Genomic DNA, 17,175 nt, shown 5'->3' with positions numbered 1-17,175 from the left:
TTACGCCCTGTTTAAGCCCAGGAATCAGCCGGAGAGTCAGGCATGAAACGCCTTATCGCCCCAGCAGTGGCAACAGCAACCTTGCTCCTCGCGTCCTTGCCGCTCGCCGCTCACTCGCTGCATGACGTGGAGAGCGGGATACAGGAGCAGGAGCGCTACGCTCAATTCGTGGACCGGGAAGCACCTGACTTTCACCTCGCGGGCGCGAACGGAGACGAGGCCAGCCTCAGCGATTTCGCCGGAAAGGTCGTGGTGCTGAACTTCATCTACGTGCGCTGCACGGACGACTGCCCAACGCACATGGTCCTCATTGGACGACTGCAGTCCATGATCAACGCCGCTGAAATGGCCGAGAGCGTCCAGTTCGTCACCATTGCCACGGACACCGAGGGTGTCGAGTCTACACGCGAGCTGATGCGTGGCTATGGCGAGTCATTCGGCCTTGACCCGTCCAATTGGCAATTCCTGTTCCGGACTGAAAGAGATCCCGTTGACACGACTGTGAAGCTGGCTGACGCATACGGTCTGAAATTCATGCCGATAGAGGAAGAAGCTGTGCAAATGCACGGCGTGGTCACCCACGTGATCGACCAGACGGGGCGGATGCGTGCACGTTTCCACGGCCTCGGCTATGTACCAGGTAATTTGGTGTCGTATGTGAATGCCTTGATTGACAAAGACCATTCGCGCCACTAATCGCACGCTGCACACCAACAGAGGAATACGTTGATCATGGACTGGACATTCGTAAAACCGATGGTCGCAGCGATGCTACTCGGGCTTGTCCCACCCGCTTTCGCCGATTCAATTTCTGCGACCCTCTATAAGAACCCGAATTGCGGCTGCTGCGAGGAATATACGAGGCATCTGGAAGCCAACGGGTTCGACGTCGAGATGGTGGTTACCACTGATCTTGGCGAGATCAAGGAGCGATACAACATCCCGAAGCAACTGCTGGCCTGCCACACCACGATAATCGGGAACCGGGTGTTCGAAGGACACGTGCCCGCCGAGGACATCAAACGCTTCATGGAACACGAGCCGATGGTCCGCGGGCTCGCGATTCCCGGCATGCCAGTGGGCACTCCCGGCATGCCGGGTCGCCAGCGAGGACCCATCGAGGTCTTCTACCTGAAAGACAGCGACCCCCCGGAAGTCTATGCGACGCATTAAGTTGCCGAAGGTGCCCCTGGCTGGCACCGGGCTTTTGTTCTTGTTGACCTTGGCAGCGGCGACAACCGGGTGCTCACCGGGCGACGAACCGTCCAAACAGGAAAACGGCGTTTCCGGCAACGAGTCCCGCGATACCGGCCCGCAAGGTTTCAAGTTATCCGCCGAGCCGCAGCGGGTGCCGGATGTTGCGTTCACGGATGCCGCTGGCAATCCGCTGACATTCGACGATTTTTCCGGGCGCGTTGTGCTGGTCAATATCTGGGCGACGTGGTGTCCACCGTGCCGGAAGGAAATGCCCACACTCGACCGGTTGCAGGCCGAACTGGGCGGTCCGGACTTCGAGGTTCTGACGTTATCCATCGACCAGGCCGGAGTCGGCGTCGTCGAAGACTTCTTTGCGGAGATCGATATCCAGCACCTGGACATCTACATCGACGATACCGGACAGGCCGCCGCAACGCTCAACGCTGTCGGCGTACCAACGACTCTGCTGCTAAACCGTGAGGGCGAAGAGATCGGTCGCCTGGTCGGTGAAGCGGAATGGGATACGCCGGAAATGGTGGCGTTCCTGAGTAATGTGGTGCAACAAACACAGTAGGCCGGGCTCTCAGAAGACATCAACCGCCGCGAGCTACGATCGGGATAACTGAGAGTCCGCTCGGGAATGGCAAGATTTACGGGGATTGCGAGGAAAATGAAACAGCGGATCGGGAAGCTGACACGCCATGCCGGTGGTGCCATAGTGGCCATCTTCGTTTCGTTTGGGATCGCCCAGGCCGAGGACTTGGCCATCGGCGGGTTGAGCGACGCCGGTGACGGCCGGCTCTACAAGACGGACGGGCTGTCGTTGTCCCGAAGCGACGATGGTGGCGAGAACTGGCGAGACGTCTCTTTCCCGGCACTCGGGGAATCCGAAGCAATCACCGCGGTGGCGGCTTCGACGGAAAATGCGGATCAAGTCCATGTGGCCGGCAAAGGGTTCGGGGTGTACAGGAGCACCGACGCGGGCGAAACATGGGTCAACGTGACCGGGGAGCTGCCGGACAACGACGCGCTTGCCCTCACCGCTCACGCCACCGAGGCAAACACCCTATACATCGTGATGGCCGATGAGGGGATCTATCGCAGCCAGGACGCCGGCGAGAGCTGGCGTCTGATGCACGCGGGCCTGTCATCGGCCACCATCAGCGCACTCACTCATACCGACATGGAAGGGAGCATGGAGACAGGGTGGCTTCTCGCTGCTACCGATAAAGGCGTCTACCGCACCATGGACTGCTTCTGCTTGTTCGAGCTGGCCAGTGGCCTGCCGGGCGGCGCGACCGCCGTCACCCACAACCCCGTGACGCCGGCTGAGATCTATACCGCGGTCGGCGGGGAGATATTCCGGAGCGCACGTGGTGGTGAGGCGTGGGAACACGTCGGCAAGGTCAACGGCGAAGTGAGTGCCTTAAGCCATTCCGGCGATACGCTGTATGCCTTGCTCATCGACGGAAATCTTCTGCAGAGCACGAACGGGAGTGATTGGCGGTGAAGGTGAGCACGCTTGTCACCCGGTTGGGGATGGTGACACTGGGCACTTTCGCTGGCATTACCGTGGCTGATGACAGCAAACCACCCTCTTTGAGCGATGAACTCGTCGAGCGTGGACAAGAGATTTATCAGGAGAGCTGCGCATCCTGCCACGGTGCAAATGGAGAAGGTGCTGCAAACTGGCAGGAGCGGAATTCCCTTGGTGAGCTGCCCGCGCCTCCACATGATGAAGACGGTCACACCTGGAAGCACTCCGATGCCCTGCTCTATCGTATGGTCCGAGACGGCTGGCGACACCCGTTCAACGAAACCGATCGGCTCACCATGCCTTCCTTCGAAGCCGTGCTTTCGCCACAAGAGATTCGGGCCGTCATCATGTACCTCAAGACTCTCTGGACCCCTGAGCAAAGGCAGTTTCAATGGGAGGAAACCCAGGAGCAAGGCGGTTTCCCCGCCAGCGCATATCCTGAGGATTCCGCCGAATCCACTCGCTCGAAAGGCCAGTAGCCTTGCATCGCTCGGGCATTCGAAGGCTACTGGTGCAGGCGAGCCCCCGGGCCCTCGAGATGAGGCAAGCGGCATCGGCTAGGGCATCGGTCAATGCATGGAGCGCTTCGACATGCCAACTACTGACGTCGAGCGTGGGCACCAATACCTACTGAGGCCCTGCAGCTGGCTGCCGGGGAGGAACTACACCAGCAGCCCGATATCCCCGGCGTCGACGTCTCACAATGCGCGGAGATAAGCTTGCCGTCGCGGTGTAACCGTGTCGAGATCGGCATCTCGAGTCCAGTCCAGCCGCGGCATTCCATAGTGGAAGGTGACAAGTGCATCCGCCGCGATCCGGGCGTGGCGGCCGTTGCCGTTGGAGAAGAGGTGGATGGCCACCAGTTGGTGGTGAGATCGGGCCGCCACCCCACGGGCTCGCCGTACTGGAGCACGATCCAGGCGCCCGCGGCGCGCACCCGGGCTCCGATGACATCGGGCGCCACTCCGGCACGGGTCTCCCATGTCCGGTAGCGGCCCGCCCATGTCCAGACCTGGTTGAACATGCGCCAGCGGAGGTCCCTCGGGAACAGATCAGCCAGGACGTTGGGTTTGCGGTGGCGGTAATCCAGCGCTCACTGCATCGATGTTCGCCTGTGATCTCCATGCCGTAAACGTATAGGTTGCCCTTTCACGATCTTCGTTAACCTTATGTTTCGACTTCCGGAGCGAAACGGGGCATCGCGTGACCGCGAGACAGGGCTTCCCGTCGGATCTCTTTCCCTTTGGCCCTTCATGCCTCGCCCTTTGTGGATACGCCCCTTGCCCGTAGGCCGCCCTTCCCTTCCTCTCCTTTGCTCTCTTGTCCCCGTTTCCCTTTTCCGTCGCTGAAAACTCCCGCGCATCCACTGAGACTTTTTCCACCGGGCCCGGCCGGCGCTGTGGACACTATCCCCGTCACTTCCGCTGACGCGGAGTGACGCCTCCACAGAGCCGGTCCACGCCCGCTCCGCGGGCGTGGACCTTCACCAACGCTGTGAGGGTCGGTGATGCGAAGACACAACTGCCTGATGATTGCGCTGCTCGCGGTTGCCACAACCGCGGGCGCGGCCGATGGGGTGCGCGTCGGTCGGTATCAGACCGTCGCGGCCGAGCCCACGCCGGCCCAGGCGAATCCGCTGCAGGTCCAAGTGGATCTGACGTTCCCGCCGTACGTCGAACGGGTCGGCGACGCTGTCATCCACCTCCTGGATCGAAGCGGCTACCGGCTTCAGGATCCCGGCAACGCCGACCCGGCGATGCGCCTTCTCCTCACGCGGCCGCTACCGGCCGTCCACCGGGATCTGGGGCCGCTCCCCCTGGAGGATGCCCTCAAGACCCTTGCAGGGGCGCCCTGGCGCCTGGTCGTCGACCCGACCGCACGGCTGGTGTCGTTCGAGGCGCGGGCACCCTATGCCGAGGGCGCCCGTGAGAAGGCGGCCGGCCTGACCTTCGAGCCCCGGGAACCGCAGCCCGGGCCCGCCACCTACGGGCCTGTTGACGAGGGCGAGACGCTCCTCGGTATCGCGAAGCGCGTCGCGCCGGATCGGCCAATGCGGACGGCGCTGGCGCTGTTCGAGGCCAACCCGGGCGCCTTCGAGCAAGGCAGTCCGCACCGCCTGACTGTCGGCGCCACGCTCGCGATTCCGGATGAGCCGGCCGTTCGGGCCACGGATACGGCTGCGGCCCGCCAGACACTATGGGAGGGAGACGATGAGCACCAACGACAATGACACCGCTGCGAGCGACGCCACCGGAGCATCGCCGAAGCCGACCCCGCCGGCGCTGAGGATCCTCGCCCCCGTCGGGGCCGTTGTCGTCCTCGGGGGCGTGATCGGCGTGTTCACCTTCTCCGGCTCGGCTCAAACCGAGGGCACCCGTGACGGCAAGCAGGCAGACGGCGTTGAACAACCCGTATCTCCGGACGATGCAGGTACGGCGGCTGAAGCAGGTGCCGGTGGCCGTGGTGGATCAGGGGATCGAACCCCTGACGCTGCCAGGATCGCTGAGCGGCTCGGCGATCTCACCCACGATTTCGCTGCGCTCGATTCCACCGTACGGCGCCTCGATGGCGACCAGGAAAGCCTGCGCGAGCGCGTTCGCTCGCTCCAGGCCGAGGTGCAGACGCTCAGTGACGCTGTCGACGAGATTGAACCCAACGAGGCGATCCACACGCTGGAACAGTCCGTCGAGGATCTCGGTGAGCGGGTCGAGTCGCTGGCCGGCGAGGTGGACGGGGATCTGGATCAGCGACTCGCGCGCCTCGGCGAGCGCGTCCAGCATCTGGAGCAGCGCTCCAGGGCGCCTCGGTTCCATGGGCAGCTGATCGGCATCGACCACTGGGGCAGGACGCCGCTGGCTGTCATCGAGCACAATGGAGTCCGGGAGCAATACCGCCGTGGTGAGTCCATCGGTGACTGGCAGCTGACCAGTGTGGATCCGGAGGCCGGCGTGGCCGTGCTCCGCCACCCCGCCGGTGCAACCCGGGCCCTGGCCACGGAGCAATGAGGCATCGCCATGGGTGAGGCTGCGCTCGCGCTGATTTTTGCCGGGATGTTGGTGTTCGCCCCGGGCGTTGGAAGCAACGGTGCCAACGAGCCCGCGGGACACGAAACCGACGCCGCGGAGGTCGCGACGACCGCGCCGGACACCGCGAGCCACCGAACGCGGGAACGGGACCCACGGCCAGACTCCTGCCTGGAAGCGGTTGAACAGCGCCGCCAGGTCGAAGCCCATCTCGACGACTGGCCCGAGCGCACCTATTTCGTCGGAGGCCAACGATGCGAACGCTAGCTCTTCTCGCACTGAGCACGATGATCGTCCTGCCCGGGACCACTGCAGCACAAGGCGGCGAGGACGTTGATTCAGCCCGAGCGGAGCGGGCCCGGTCCGAGCCCCGACAGGCCCGCGGCAGCCAGGTGGAGCGCTCTCGTGCCCGCGACACCGGCCCAGTGGACATCGAGCGGCTGCGCTCGTCCGGGCAGTGGAACCTCGACGACGAGGAATGGCAGCGCTTCGAGACGCTCATGAACGGCCCCCGGGGCCTTTGGACCCCGAATCTCGATCCGGTCTGGGTACTCGGCATCAATGCCCGCAGTGACGCGGAACGACGGCGCTATGCCGAGATGGCTGTCGAGCGCGAGCGTGCCCGGGCGGCCCGGGAGCTGGCCTTCCAGCGCGCGTACGACCAGGCATGGGACCGGCTCTATCCCGACCGCAAGATCGTCGACGTCGATCCCCGGGACTCCGGCGGGCAACCTGCAAGCGGCAACCGCCCCGCGACGCACGGCGGAATGCAGAGCGTTTCCTTCGACGCCGTCGGCGCCGGCGATCGGCTCGTCCTGGTCGCCGGCCTCGACTGCCGCCGCTGCCGTCGGGTCCTGACCCGGCTCGTCTCTGCCCTGGACAACGGCGCCGAGTGGGAGCTGGACGTGTTCCTGCTTGATGCCGTTGCCGACGAGGAGGTCCGCCAATGGGCAACCGCACTGGAGATCCCGCCCGAGCTCGTCCAGTCGCAACGGCTCACCCTGAACCGCGACGACGGCACCCTGGCCGCGTTCGAGCCACCGGCGCTGCTGCGCCGAAACGGGTTGCGCTGGCAGCGGGTCTCGTTGTAGGGCTGGCCCTCGCCTCGCCCGGCGGCGCGGAGGTGCCCGCCGGCTACCAGCGCATTGCCGCCGAGCAGGACGTGCCCGCGTCGATTCTCTATGCCCTCGCGGCGGCGGAGTCCGGCCAGCGCCTGGCTTCGGGTCGGTATCGGCCCTGGCCGTGGACATTGAACGTCGCCGGCACGCCCCGGCGATTCCGCACGGCCAGGGCCGCCCTGGAAGCACTTCGCGCTCACCTCGACGCCGGGCAGACCAACATCGATGTCGGCCTGATGCAGGTGAACTGGCACTGGCACGGCCACCGCTTCGTCAGTCCGGCCGAGGCCCTCGCCCCTTACACCAACCTGCGCGTAGGTGCGCAGATCCTGCGTGAGCAGCATGACGCGGCAACCGACTGGCTGCAGGCCGCCGGCCTGTACCACGCGCCGGCCGATGCCGACGCGGCCGCGGCCCACCGGGCGCGCGTGCGTGACCATCTGGAGGTGATGTCCCCATGAAGCCCACGGCGGTCTGTCTCACTTTCCTGCTCGCTGTCACCGCACCGGCGGCCGGCGCTCTGGAGATCCTCGAGGATACGGGCGAGACCGAACCCATTGCCCCCTACCTCCGGGCCCTGGAGCGCGATGACAGCGACGCCGGTGGGCCGGCGGAGGTCGAGCGCGCAGCGCCGGCCATCCAAGGCCGCGCGGTCGACCTCCTCCCGGTGGATACCCCTGAACTCGAGCCCGGGGACCTGGAAGCCCGGCCCGGTCCGGCCGTGCGCGAGCGCCTGCAGAACCTGCCACGGCCGCTTTGCATCGTCGGTGCCGACCAGCGTTCGGTCGCGTGGCTCGAGAGGCACCGCAACGCCCTCGTGAAGGCGTCCGCGGTGTGCATGCTCGTCGACGCCGAGACCCGTGACGACTTGGAGCGGGTCCAGGTCGCCGCCGGGCCCGTGCCGGCCCAGCTGACCCCCGGGAGTGCGCTCGCCGAATCCCTGGGCCTCGCACACTACCCCGTGGTGCTCTCCGCGGAAGGAGGCTTCGAGCAGTGACGGCGCGCTACCCCGTGGAGGCGTTGTTGCGTCCACCCGTGGAGTTCTACTCGGCCGGCGTCGCTGCCATGGCCGCGACCATCGCGGTCAGCGCGCCCTGGGCGCTCATGATGACGCTGGGCATCGCCTGGGCCGCCGGCGCCCTGCTCGCCACGCTCGCCGTCTGGCGGGCGCGGCAGGGCTGGCAGATCGTCCGCTACCACCGCAGCCTGAAGCAGCTGCCGACGTTCACCATGCGCTCGGACGCGATCCCGGTCTCGCGCCGCAAGCTCTACCTGGGCCGGGGGTTCCGGTGGCGCCAGAAACACGCTCAGCGCTTGCGCGACACCATCCGCCCGGAGGTCCAGCACTACGTCGAGCCGGGCCCCCTGTACCACTGGGCCCGGCGCAAGGAGATCGCCTGGGAGGCAACGCCCGGCCTGCGGTTGCTCGCCGCCATGCTGGCGACGCGGTCGTGGTGGAACCCGGTGGCGCCGTTGCCGGCGATCGGCGGGAAGCCGATACTCCACGCGGTCGGTGTCGACGAGGAAGAGGATACCTACCTGGATCTCACCGAGCGCGTCGGGCACACCCTGGTGCTCGGTACCACGCGCGTGGGCAAGACGCGGCTCTCGGAGCTTCTCATCGCCCAGGACATTCGCCGCGGGGAAGTCACCATCGTCATCGACCCCAAGGGCGATGCGGAGCTGCTGCGCCGCGTCTACGCGGAGGCACGGCGCTCCGGGCGCACCGACCGCTTCTACATGTTCCATCTCGGCTATCCGGAGCACTCGGCGCGCTACAACGCCGTCGGCTCGTTCGGGCGTATCACCGAGGTGGCCACCCGCACCTCCCGGCAACTGCCGAGCGAGGGCAACAGCGCCGCCTTCCGGGAGTTCGCATGGCGTTTTGTCAACATCGTCGCCCAGGCTCGGGTGGCGCTGGGCTACCGGCCCAACTATGACCGGATCCTCCGGGATGTCACGAACATCGAGCCGCTGCTCATCGAGTACTACGAGCACTGGCTCCCGGGCGTCGCACCCGAGAACTGGCGTGACGAAGTCGACCGGCGCGAAGCGAACATGAACGAGCGGCAGGTCCCCCGCAACCTCCAGGGCCGCGACAAGCGCGCCATCGCCATGGTGCTCTACGTCAAGGAACAGGGCCTGTCGGACGCGGTTGCCGACGGGCTGCGCTCGGCGATGGAGTACGACAAGACGTACTTCGACAAGATCGTTGCGAGCCTGCTACCGCTCATGGAGAAGCTCACCACCGGCAAGACCGCCGAGCTCATCTCCCCGGACTACCTGGACACCGACGATCCGCGGCCGATCTTCGACTGGCGCTCCGTGATCCGCGCGGGCGGGATCGTCTACGTCGGTCTCGACGCCCAGGCCGATGCCGACGTGGCCGCGGCCGTGGGCAATTCCATGTTCGCGGATCTGTGCTCAGTGGCCGGCCAGCTCTACAAGTACGGCCAGGACAAGGGCCTGCCGGGCGGGCGGACCCGGATGCCGACCGTCAACCTGCATGCCGACGAGTTCAACGAGCTCATCGGTGACGAGTTCGTCCCGCTGCTCAACAAGGCCGGCGGTGCCGGTTTCCAGGTCACCGCCTATACCCAGACCTGGTCGGACGTGGAGGCACGTATCGGCAACGCGGCCAAGGCGGGACAGATCGCCGGCAACCTCAACACGCTCATCATGCTCCGGGTGAAGGAGTACGCCACCGCGGAGATGCTCACTGCACAGCTGCCCGACGTCGAGATCTTCAGCCTGATGCAGGTCTCCGGAACCAATGACGCTTCGGACACCGAATCCAGCCAGCACTTCTCCAGCCGTAACGAGGACCGCATCTCGGTTACCGAGGCCTCGCTGCTCACGCCGGCGGACGTCATCAGCCTGCCCAAGGGCCAGGCGTTCGTGCTCATGGAGGGCGGCCAGCTCTACAAGATCCGGATCCCGCTGCCAAGCGGCGAAGCAGACCCCGACATGCCGGCCTCGCTCAACGAGATCGCCGACGACATGGAGCGCATCTACGCCACCGGGGACACCTGGTGGCAGGCACCGCCCGTACCGACGCCACCCGCCGACCGGGAGGCGGACTGATGGCGACACAGCAGACGGTCCGGCAGCAGGCCCGGCAACCCACCGGTGTTGTCGGCAGGACATGCGCCTACCTGGGGCAGACCATCGTGTGGCTGCTCCTCGCCCTTGTGTTCTCGATCGTCGTGGAATGGATCGGCCAGACCTGGATCTGGCCGGATCAAGGCGTCGAGCACAGCCGGCAGATGCTCCAGCGCGAGCTCGGCTACCTGCATCAGGACTTCGAGCGCTCCGTCGTCCCAGGAATCGACAATTCGGCAATGTATGCCAAAGCCTTCGCCGACTGGACCTATTACGGTGTTGTCGAAGCCTCCGGGCTCCAGTCCCTACTGCGATGGCTCGCCCGGTCACCGGACCCCGAGGGCGGTGATCTCCAGCACGCTGCCCGGGCAAGCTATGCCGCCGCGGAACCGTATATCCTGTCGGCGGTGACCATCATGCAGGTCTTCGCCCTGCGCGTCGGCGTGCTGACACTGGCCATGCCCATCTTCGTGCTCTTCGGCCTGGTCGCCGTCGTCGATGGCCTGGTGCAGCGCGAGCTGCGTCGCTGGGGAGGTGGCCGGGAGTCATCGTTCGTCTACCACCACGCGAAGCGGCTCATGATGCCCTCGATCGCCATGGCCTGGGTGGTCTACCTGGCGTTACCCGTCTCCACCCACCCCAACTGGGTGATCCTGCCCTTCTCCGTGCTCAACGCCACGACCGTGGCGATCACGGCGTCGCGGTTCAAAAAGTATCTCTAATCTGGACGATCGTGTTCCTGCGTCACCGCGCACGGTCGCTTCGGATTCGCTGTGGCACCCTGGACCGATCGAGTGGAGTAGAGATGCGTGAGGCAACGTGACCGAGAATACGCCGACCAACTTGTGCCAGCCTTGGCCGGAATCCGAAACAGGGACCATATAACGTGATCGGTAGCTCACAGGTATTGGAAATCCTCTGGCACAAGGCGGGCTGGGTCGTGCCCGCTCTGCTCGTTCTGGATGGTCTAAAACTGGCGGTTATGCCAAAGCCCAAAGGTCTAGTCGGAGAGCGGGCCGTCCGTGCTCGACTAAAGGGTCTTGCCACGGACGAACTCCATGACTGCATTCTCCCGGATGGTCGCGGCGGCATGACCCAGATCGATCATCTCTACCTGACGGGAAAGGTATCCGGGTGATCGAGACCAAGAACTACGGCGGCCGGATCTTTGGCAGCGCGAGGCAGAGCACTTGGACGCAGCGCCTTGGTCGGCGCTCCATCCGGATTCAGAATCCTTTGCGCCAGAACTGGGGTCACATTCAGGCGGTGAATGCCCTTGTGGGAGACCGCGTTCCAGTCCACGGCCACGTTGTTGTCGGCGGTCGCGCAGAATTCCCCAAGGGCATACCGGAGGGTGTTCAACGGCCTCGCGAACTTGCCGCCGAGTTCCGGGCCGAAGCCGCTGCCGAAGGTCCACCGCACGCGGAATGGAATTCGGCCTGGCAAGAACTCAGGGCGGCAACGCGAAGCGATGCGCCCGTACGGAAAGCTCACCGGACAGCATTGGGTCGGAAGCACGGGGTAGATAAGGCGACCTCTGTAGGGATGATCATGATCGCTGCAGGCGCCGTTGTCGGCGCGTTCTACCTGTTCTCCGTCCAGGCTGGATGACCCCGCAGAGCCCCGACGATCACGGAATCGGCAGGGCTGCAATAGACGGTGATCCAGGTTGCAGCCTGCATCAGCGCTGGAGTATCAGGGTGGGTTCCCCAGTAACCCTTCTGAACTCCCCCACAACCTGAAACTCATTCAGTTGAGCGCCTTCAAACACGATGTTCTCGTACCCGGAACTCCTATTTGAGAAGCGAATCGTCTGAATCAGGCGGAAACTCCGCGCGGCCACTTGCTCTAACCTCCACACTAATTCGAGAGGTACTGCCACTCGGGTACTTGCTGATCATGTTTCAGTCGGATGCGTCGGAGGCTGACGGCGGAGAACACGTCCTCAAGCTCGATGGACTCCCGTGTATCCAGGCCGCCGAGCGTCGCTGCGGCTTCGCGGCCGAACCGCTCATATAGGCCGGGATGATCCGTTCGGCACCATGCCCGCTCCCACCAGTTCATGATGTGATCCTGAGCCTCCTGCAGCGTGTGCGCGTCCGGGATGCGGGCACCCTTTTGACTGTTCACCGGCCGGCTGGCTGGGAGCAAATTCCACAGATCTTCGCAGGGCCAGGCGGCCCAAGGGAAACAGTGGTCAACGTCGAACCTATTGTCTAGAAGTCGCCTACCGCTCCAGATGCAATATATCGGTTCTCCCTCTGCCCGGAGGGCTTCCACCCGGTCACGGGCGATGCGCACGTCGCGCTGTGGCTCGCTCCAAACCATGGCCTGCTCAATCTCGGCCGGCTCGACATGCCTCATCTGGCGCTCGAGATACTGCGCCATCAGTCGCTTCCATTCAGTCTCCACCGAGGGTTCAATCCATACGCTGAACCGCTGAAGCGCACGCCAGACATCGAGCGGCACACGAAAGGTGCCGAATTGCCAGAGGAACGGTGCGTCTACAACAACATCCTGCGGTTGGTGGATGGTGCGCGGGCGCTGCACGCGGAACACGGGTCCGCCGTTCGGATAGGTCGTGTATTGCGCGGGCATCATGGCGATGTTGGCTGTCGCCTCACGAATGGCCATTGAGAGCGCCATGGCCCGATCCCCGGTGAACCGCATGCCAACATGGAGATCAGAAGGCGTAACTTGCAGCTGGAGCAAGCGAAGAAACCCCTCTTTCGCGAAACCCAGACCTCGAGTCGTGCCGTCGTGACCCGGCCTCTGCGGTAGCCGGCGGGCGATCAGGGGCTGGAACGCACGGATCCATGTGAGCGCCACGAGGCCGAAGGGCAGATCAACGGTCTCGTCCGACCCATGCCTTGCCAGCCCGTCGGCGGAGTCGGCGATCCGGCACAGGCACCGCAACAGCGCAAGCTTATAGGTGGAGCTTTTGTCGTCGTTGAGGATGATGTGCCGCAGCAGCGGCAGGGCACCGGTGCCGTCATCGGGTAGCCGGATCGCGATCTGGGCCCAGTTGATGCCCTCCCGCCCCTGCGCGTCGGGACTTTCGTCGACGTGCTCGACGTAGGCGCCATGCGAACGGCCGAGCCGCATCACCTCCTCGGCCGTCGCCTCGTGCATGCCGCGCTCAGCTTCAGCCGGTCCCTGGCGCAGCGTGATCGCCAGCATCCCACCAGGCTTAAGCAACATGATCAGCTTGCGGAACGCCCGCGACCGCTCCAACGGCGGTACGTGCATCCAGACCGCGCTCAGCAGGATAAGCTCGAACGACATGCCCAGGCGCGTGACCTTGTCCAGACCCGGAAGGTGGTCGTTGACCCATCGGATACGCGGGTCCGGGTGGCGGCGCTTGCCCTCGGTACGCAGTCCCGCCGACGGTTCAACCGCAACGACCTCGTAGCCGCCGTCGGCAAACCAGGCTGCATCACGACCCGAGCCGGCGCCGACGTCGAGTACCGTCGTACCTGGTCGGCGTGGTAGCCGGGGGATCAGCCAGTCGTGGACCTCGCCGACCTCTAACTGCTCGTAACGCTCAGCCGCCGCTACCGCGTGCGCGTCGTACCAAGCCACAGCGCGACTGTGCGAGTGCCCCACCCCGTTCATAGACCTCCAAGTACCAGCACTGGAATGCCGCTGGCGAATTCCTGCGCGCCTCGTAGCATGGTAGCTGCCGAGCGTGTCTAGCAAAGCTTATAGTGTGCTGACTCAGCGCACATCGCCTCAGGCCCGGCTTGAAAGGTGCTCGCGATCCTCGCCTGCGCACCCTCCGCTTGCCACATGATGGCGTGACATACCTGTTACGAGCCCATGCGAGCCCTGCCATGCCGGAGCTCCAGAACAAACCTTGGGGATTCGCAGGAGAACTTCGAATCGCTCGATGCCCCGCGCGTCGTCTCATCACGACCCAAAGCGGTAGTCGCTTAACCGCATGTCAACGGCCGCTTTCCGTAGTGTCCACGAGCTTCTCGATGTTGCGCTAAACGGAGCGAGCGTGTAAGCGGCGGATTGAGCGCATGACTATGCGAAGGCATGATTCAATCGAATAGGGGATTCTGGAGTTCGACCGCCCGGTGCCGAACCAGTCACGGCATCTACTGAATACTCTGTCGATGCAGTAACTCGATAGCCGCCAAAGCAAGTCAAGGGTCTAGCACGCGCATGCAAACTGATTCGCCCGAAAGCCCTCCTTGCGGCCCCGGCTGTGGCAGCGCAATAGAGACGTTGAACCGCGTCTGCTTCTGCCGCACTGTCGATCAGACCCTGCTACACCAGCAGCTCTTAGCGGAACAGCCGGATGCGGACCTGTACGAGCATATCCTGGCGACTCGCCCGCATCTTCTCTCCAACACGGCTGTTTTCCTCAGCCAGCGACATGCCGTTGAAATGCGTTCGCTGATCGAGGCTGTGGACCAGGTCGTGGCCACACCCGCTTATCAACAACACATCATGGGCTGGGCGCGACCGATTGCCAGGCGGCCATTCGGGCCATTGGGCGCCTGCATGGGATTCGACTTCCATCTGGGTCCGGATGGGCCGCAACTCATTGAGATCAACACGAACGCCGGCGGCGCCTGGCTCAATGCCGCCCTGGCGCGGGCGCAGATGCCCTGCTGTGCCAATCTGTTGGAGGACTCAGCCGCGCAGCCACCTCCTTCCTCTCTCGAGGACCGCTTGTTCGCCATGTTTCGTGACGAATGGGCCCTGCAACGGGGAGATACACCGCTCGAAACGGTGGCAATCGTCGATGACTCTCCGACCGAGCAGTACCTGTACCCGGAGTTCTGCCTCGCCGCCCGGATGTTCCTGCGGCACGGGGTCAGAGCCGTGATCGCGGACGCTGGGTCACTACGGTATGCCGAGGGCAGATTGTGGCATGAAGGCACCCCCATCGACCTCGTCTACAATCGCCTGACCGACTTCACCCTGGAATCACCCGATCACGTGGCCCTGCGGAATGCCTATGAGGCGGGCACGGTCGTAGTGACGCCCAACCCGCACACCTACGCCATGTATGCTGACAAGCGCAACCTCACCGCATTGACCGACGAAAAGCTGCTGCGCCAGTGGCGAATCCCGGAGCCCACCATATCGACCCTGCTGCGTGGTATCCCGCACACCGTCGCCGTTACACCCGAGAACGCCGACGCCCTGTGGCAACAACGCCGGCACTTCTTCTTCAAGCCGGCCAGCGGGTACGGCAGCAAAGCCACCTACCGCGGCAACAAGCTGACCAAGCGTGTCTGGACGGCCATTCGCGAGGATGCGTACGTTGCCCAATCCCGCATCCCCCCGAGCGAACGCGGTGTTCTGGTGGACGGGGAACAAACCACACTGAAGGTCGATCTGCGCAACTATGTGTACGCCGGCGACGTTCAGCTTATCGCGGCCCGGCTGTACCAGGGGCAGACCACGAACTTCCGCACGCCAGGTGGCGGCTTTGCATCCGTATTCGTCTAGATCAGAACCGAGCCCCGGGTGTCACTGCCATCATACGCGGCTAACCCTGCCCCCGCCCTTCCGATGTAGGAAGAAAGCAACGCGGACAAATACGCTTGTCGACCATGAGTCCGTGCGTGTCGAGCGCAGGCGCGCAACGCCGTAATGAACGCCTTGCCCACGCGGTCCGCGGTGAGGATACAGTCTTCCATCCATAGCCGCTTCTGTGCGGCTTCGAGATCGCCGAGCATGCCCGCATGCAGCGGCGCCCTTCGCTGAAGACCTCGAATTCGGATTCTGCGCTCACCTGAACTTGCGGTGTGATGGCCACTCGGAGAAAGCCAGAAAGTAGAGAAACACGAGGTTCGCCAACGGGATCAGAATCAGCAGGCTCAGCCAGCCCGAGTAACCCGCCTTGCTGCAGATCCTCCAGAATGGGATGACGACAATGGCCGCCATGATCAGCATCCAGATGAGGTGGCCGCCAAACATTCCTTCATTCATCATCGCACAGTCTCCCCGTTTCCCATGCCACTAGATTGGTGTTTACGCCCGGCGCTTCGCCAGCGCGCATCTCCGCTCGTTTTCCGCCGAATGCCTGGCCAGTGCGTCCAGAGGAATGGGCGGTCATTGCCTTTGCACCACAGCCTTGACCCTGATCAAGTCGCTCGCCACCAAGGCTTGCTAATTTGTTAATCTGGTTCTAGATCCTCGACGGACACGCTCAATGCGAACGCAGCAACCCAACATCACTGCCGAAGGAGGCACGCTGCGGCGAGTACGCCCCTGGAGGTGGCTGCTGCTCATCCTGCTGGTTCTGCTGCCGGTCACGGCGGCTCTGGCGAACTCTGAACCGGTCGGGTCCACACCGGATGATACCGCTGAACATGAACCGAGCGTGCACGCCCATGGTCCGTCGGACACGCCGGTCTGCCACCATCGCAGCCATGACGGGGAAGAGCATCTCCTCGTGGGTCACAACCGTGAAACGGAATTGCCGGCCCCCGACGACAACGTTGCGGTGATTCCGCGTCTGGTCCCGGTGCATGACGACTCACCGATCTCTGGAGCCGTGCTCAAAGCCCTGCTTGCCGCCGATGCTCCGCACACCGGCCCGGTCTACCTGCTGACCCGACGTCTGCGCGTCTGATCCTTCGACCTCCTGCGACGCCGCGTCGAGCGGCGCCCGTTAATCCCTTTCGGGAGGTTGATAACCCATGCATTCCATCCTTCATGACACCGGTGCGGGCTTCTGGCTCGGGCACTCGCTGATGGTGATCATCATGATCACCGTGCTCGCCCTAATCCTGGCCGGCACGTACCTGCTGCTGTCAGCACTGCTCGGCCGGCAACAGGGCGACGGCGAGGAACCGCTCCAGGCCCTGGCCGAGCGCTATGCCCGCGGCGACATCGAGCGGGACGAGTTTCTCAAGCGCCAGCAGGATCTGCTGGATCTCCGTTCACCCAGGACATGACGACGCCACTCGGCGTCCACATCACGCGTTGAAGCACACGCTTCAGGAGGTTTCGAAATGACGATGAATCGCGGTTACAAGGCAGCACTCGGGATGGCCCTGCTCCTGGGAGCAGGCACTGTAGGAATTGCCGGCGCTCAAGGCATGCAAGGCATGATGGGCGGCGGTCAGGGCGGCATGATGCAGGACTGTCCCATGATGGGCAGTGGCTCTGGCGGCATGCAGGGCATGATGGGTGGTGGCATGCATGGCGGTGGCCAGGGTGGCATGGGCAT

Annotated in this window: 21 protein-coding genes; 18 read left to right on the top strand and 3 right to left on the bottom strand. The window is 64.2% G+C overall.

What is annotated here, in order from left to right; translation table 11 throughout:
* The first annotated feature begins 42 nt into the window (after positions 1–42).
* The 5 genes from QWY84_RS15755 (at position 43) to QWY84_RS15735 (ending at position 3,213) form a co-directional block, all read left to right on the top strand.
* On the top strand, positions 43–696 hold the full coding sequence (locus QWY84_RS15755) for an SCO family protein (protein WP_290203848.1): 654 nt from the start codon (positions 43–45) through the stop codon (positions 694–696).
* A gap of 36 nt (positions 697–732) precedes the next feature.
* A complete protein-coding gene (locus QWY84_RS15750; RefSeq protein WP_290203847.1) occupies positions 733–1,173 on the top strand; it encodes a DUF411 domain-containing protein in 441 nt (146 codons plus the stop codon).
* On the top strand, positions 1,160–1,771 hold the full coding sequence (locus QWY84_RS15745) for a TlpA family protein disulfide reductase (protein ID WP_290203846.1): 612 nt from the start codon (positions 1,160–1,162) through the stop codon (positions 1,769–1,771). The genes QWY84_RS15750 and QWY84_RS15745 overlap by 14 nt, the downstream gene beginning before the upstream one ends.
* A 96-nt stretch (positions 1,772–1,867) precedes the next feature.
* Positions 1,868–2,707, top strand: a complete 840-nt coding sequence (locus QWY84_RS15740) for a WD40/YVTN/BNR-like repeat-containing protein (protein WP_290203845.1) — start codon at positions 1,868–1,870, stop codon at positions 2,705–2,707.
* Entirely contained in the window at positions 2,704–3,213 is a 510-nt protein-coding gene (locus QWY84_RS15735; protein WP_290203842.1) for a c-type cytochrome, read from the top strand. Before QWY84_RS15740 ends, QWY84_RS15735 begins: the two co-directional genes overlap by 4 nt.
* A 219-nt stretch (positions 3,214–3,432) precedes the next feature.
* Here the strand turns inward: QWY84_RS15735 and QWY84_RS20120 are convergent, their stop codons facing one another.
* A complete protein-coding gene (locus QWY84_RS20120; protein ID WP_353959906.1) occupies positions 3,433–3,717 on the bottom strand; it encodes a Fic family protein in 285 nt (94 codons plus the stop codon).
* A 545-nt stretch (positions 3,718–4,262) separates the two neighbouring features.
* Between QWY84_RS20120 and pilL2 the strand changes: the two genes are divergently transcribed.
* From pilL2 to QWY84_RS15690, 9 genes are all read left to right on the top strand, one after another.
* Positions 4,263–4,964, top strand: a complete 702-nt coding sequence (pilL2, locus tag QWY84_RS15730) for a PFGI-1 class ICE element type IV pilus protein PilL2 (protein WP_290203840.1) — start codon at positions 4,263–4,265, stop codon at positions 4,962–4,964.
* The gene (locus tag QWY84_RS15725) at positions 4,945–5,739 is read left to right on the top strand and encodes a hypothetical protein (RefSeq protein WP_290203838.1); all 795 of its coding nucleotides are present in this window, start codon (positions 4,945–4,947) and stop codon (positions 5,737–5,739) included. The genes pilL2 and QWY84_RS15725 overlap by 20 nt, the downstream gene beginning before the upstream one ends.
* Before the next feature lie 9 nt (positions 5,740–5,748).
* Positions 5,749–6,024 carry a hypothetical protein gene (locus QWY84_RS15720; RefSeq protein ID WP_290203837.1) on the top strand — a complete coding sequence of 92 codons (276 nt, stop codon included), beginning with the start codon at positions 5,749–5,751 and terminating at the stop codon, positions 6,022–6,024.
* Positions 6,012–6,848 (top strand): TIGR03759 family integrating conjugative element protein, encoded by an 837-nt coding sequence (locus QWY84_RS15715; RefSeq protein ID WP_290203835.1) that lies wholly within the window; start codon positions 6,012–6,014, stop codon positions 6,846–6,848. The genes QWY84_RS15720 and QWY84_RS15715 overlap by 13 nt, the downstream gene beginning before the upstream one ends.
* A gap of 32 nt (positions 6,849–6,880) precedes the next feature.
* Positions 6,881–7,336, top strand: coding sequence for a transglycosylase SLT domain-containing protein (locus QWY84_RS15710; RefSeq protein WP_290203834.1), 456 nt, complete (start codon positions 6,881–6,883; stop codon positions 7,334–7,336).
* Positions 7,333–7,872, top strand: coding sequence for a PFL_4695 family integrating conjugative element protein (locus QWY84_RS15705; RefSeq protein WP_290203832.1), 540 nt, complete (start codon positions 7,333–7,335; stop codon positions 7,870–7,872). The genes QWY84_RS15710 and QWY84_RS15705 overlap by 4 nt, the downstream gene beginning before the upstream one ends.
* Entirely contained in the window at positions 7,869–9,959 is a 2,091-nt protein-coding gene (traD, locus tag QWY84_RS15700) for a type IV conjugative transfer system coupling protein TraD (protein ID WP_290203831.1), read from the top strand. Before QWY84_RS15705 ends, traD begins: the two co-directional genes overlap by 4 nt.
* The gene (locus QWY84_RS15695; RefSeq protein ID WP_290203830.1) at positions 9,959–10,699 is read left to right on the top strand and encodes a TIGR03747 family integrating conjugative element membrane protein; all 741 of its coding nucleotides are present in this window, start codon (positions 9,959–9,961) and stop codon (positions 10,697–10,699) included. The genes traD and QWY84_RS15695 overlap by 1 nt, the downstream gene beginning before the upstream one ends.
* A 412-nt stretch (positions 10,700–11,111) precedes the next feature.
* On the top strand, positions 11,112–11,588 hold the full coding sequence (locus tag QWY84_RS15690; protein ID WP_290203829.1) for a nuclease-related domain-containing protein: 477 nt from the start codon (positions 11,112–11,114) through the stop codon (positions 11,586–11,588).
* A 249-nt stretch (positions 11,589–11,837) separates the two neighbouring features.
* Here the strand turns inward: QWY84_RS15690 and QWY84_RS15685 are convergent, their stop codons facing one another.
* Complete coding sequence (locus tag QWY84_RS15685; protein WP_290203828.1) at positions 11,838–13,592, bottom strand: class I SAM-dependent methyltransferase; 1,755 nt, start codon at positions 13,590–13,592, stop codon at positions 11,838–11,840.
* A 555-nt stretch (positions 13,593–14,147) separates the two neighbouring features.
* Here QWY84_RS15685 and QWY84_RS15680 point away from each other — a divergent pair.
* A complete protein-coding gene (locus tag QWY84_RS15680) occupies positions 14,148–15,446 on the top strand; it encodes a hypothetical protein (protein ID WP_290203826.1) in 1,299 nt (432 codons plus the stop codon).
* A gap of 282 nt (positions 15,447–15,728) precedes the next feature.
* On the opposite strand, the gene QWY84_RS15675 is transcribed toward QWY84_RS15680, so the two are convergent.
* Positions 15,729–15,932, bottom strand: a complete 204-nt coding sequence (locus QWY84_RS15675; RefSeq protein ID WP_290203824.1) for a hypothetical protein — start codon at positions 15,930–15,932, stop codon at positions 15,729–15,731.
* A gap of 220 nt (positions 15,933–16,152) precedes the next feature.
* On the opposite strand from QWY84_RS15675, the gene QWY84_RS15670 reads away from it, so the two are divergent.
* From QWY84_RS15670 to QWY84_RS15660, 3 genes are all read left to right on the top strand, one after another.
* Complete coding sequence (locus QWY84_RS15670) at positions 16,153–16,575, top strand: hypothetical protein (RefSeq protein WP_290203822.1); 423 nt, start codon at positions 16,153–16,155, stop codon at positions 16,573–16,575.
* A gap of 67 nt (positions 16,576–16,642) precedes the next feature.
* Positions 16,643–16,900, top strand: a complete 258-nt coding sequence (locus tag QWY84_RS15665) for an SHOCT domain-containing protein (RefSeq protein ID WP_290203820.1) — start codon at positions 16,643–16,645, stop codon at positions 16,898–16,900.
* Positions 16,901–16,957: 57 nt separating this feature from the next.
* Positions 16,958–17,175: hypothetical protein (locus QWY84_RS15660; protein ID WP_290203819.1), on the top strand; the 218-nt coding region annotated here is incomplete at its 3' end.

It is taken from the genome of Aquisalimonas lutea (assembly GCF_030409225.1).
Taxonomy (GTDB): Bacteria; Pseudomonadota; Gammaproteobacteria; order Nitrococcales; family Aquisalimonadaceae; genus Aquisalimonas; species Aquisalimonas lutea.
The sequence above is the reverse complement of the archived record's forward strand: the minus strand, read 5'-3'. Positions and strand labels throughout refer to the sequence as shown.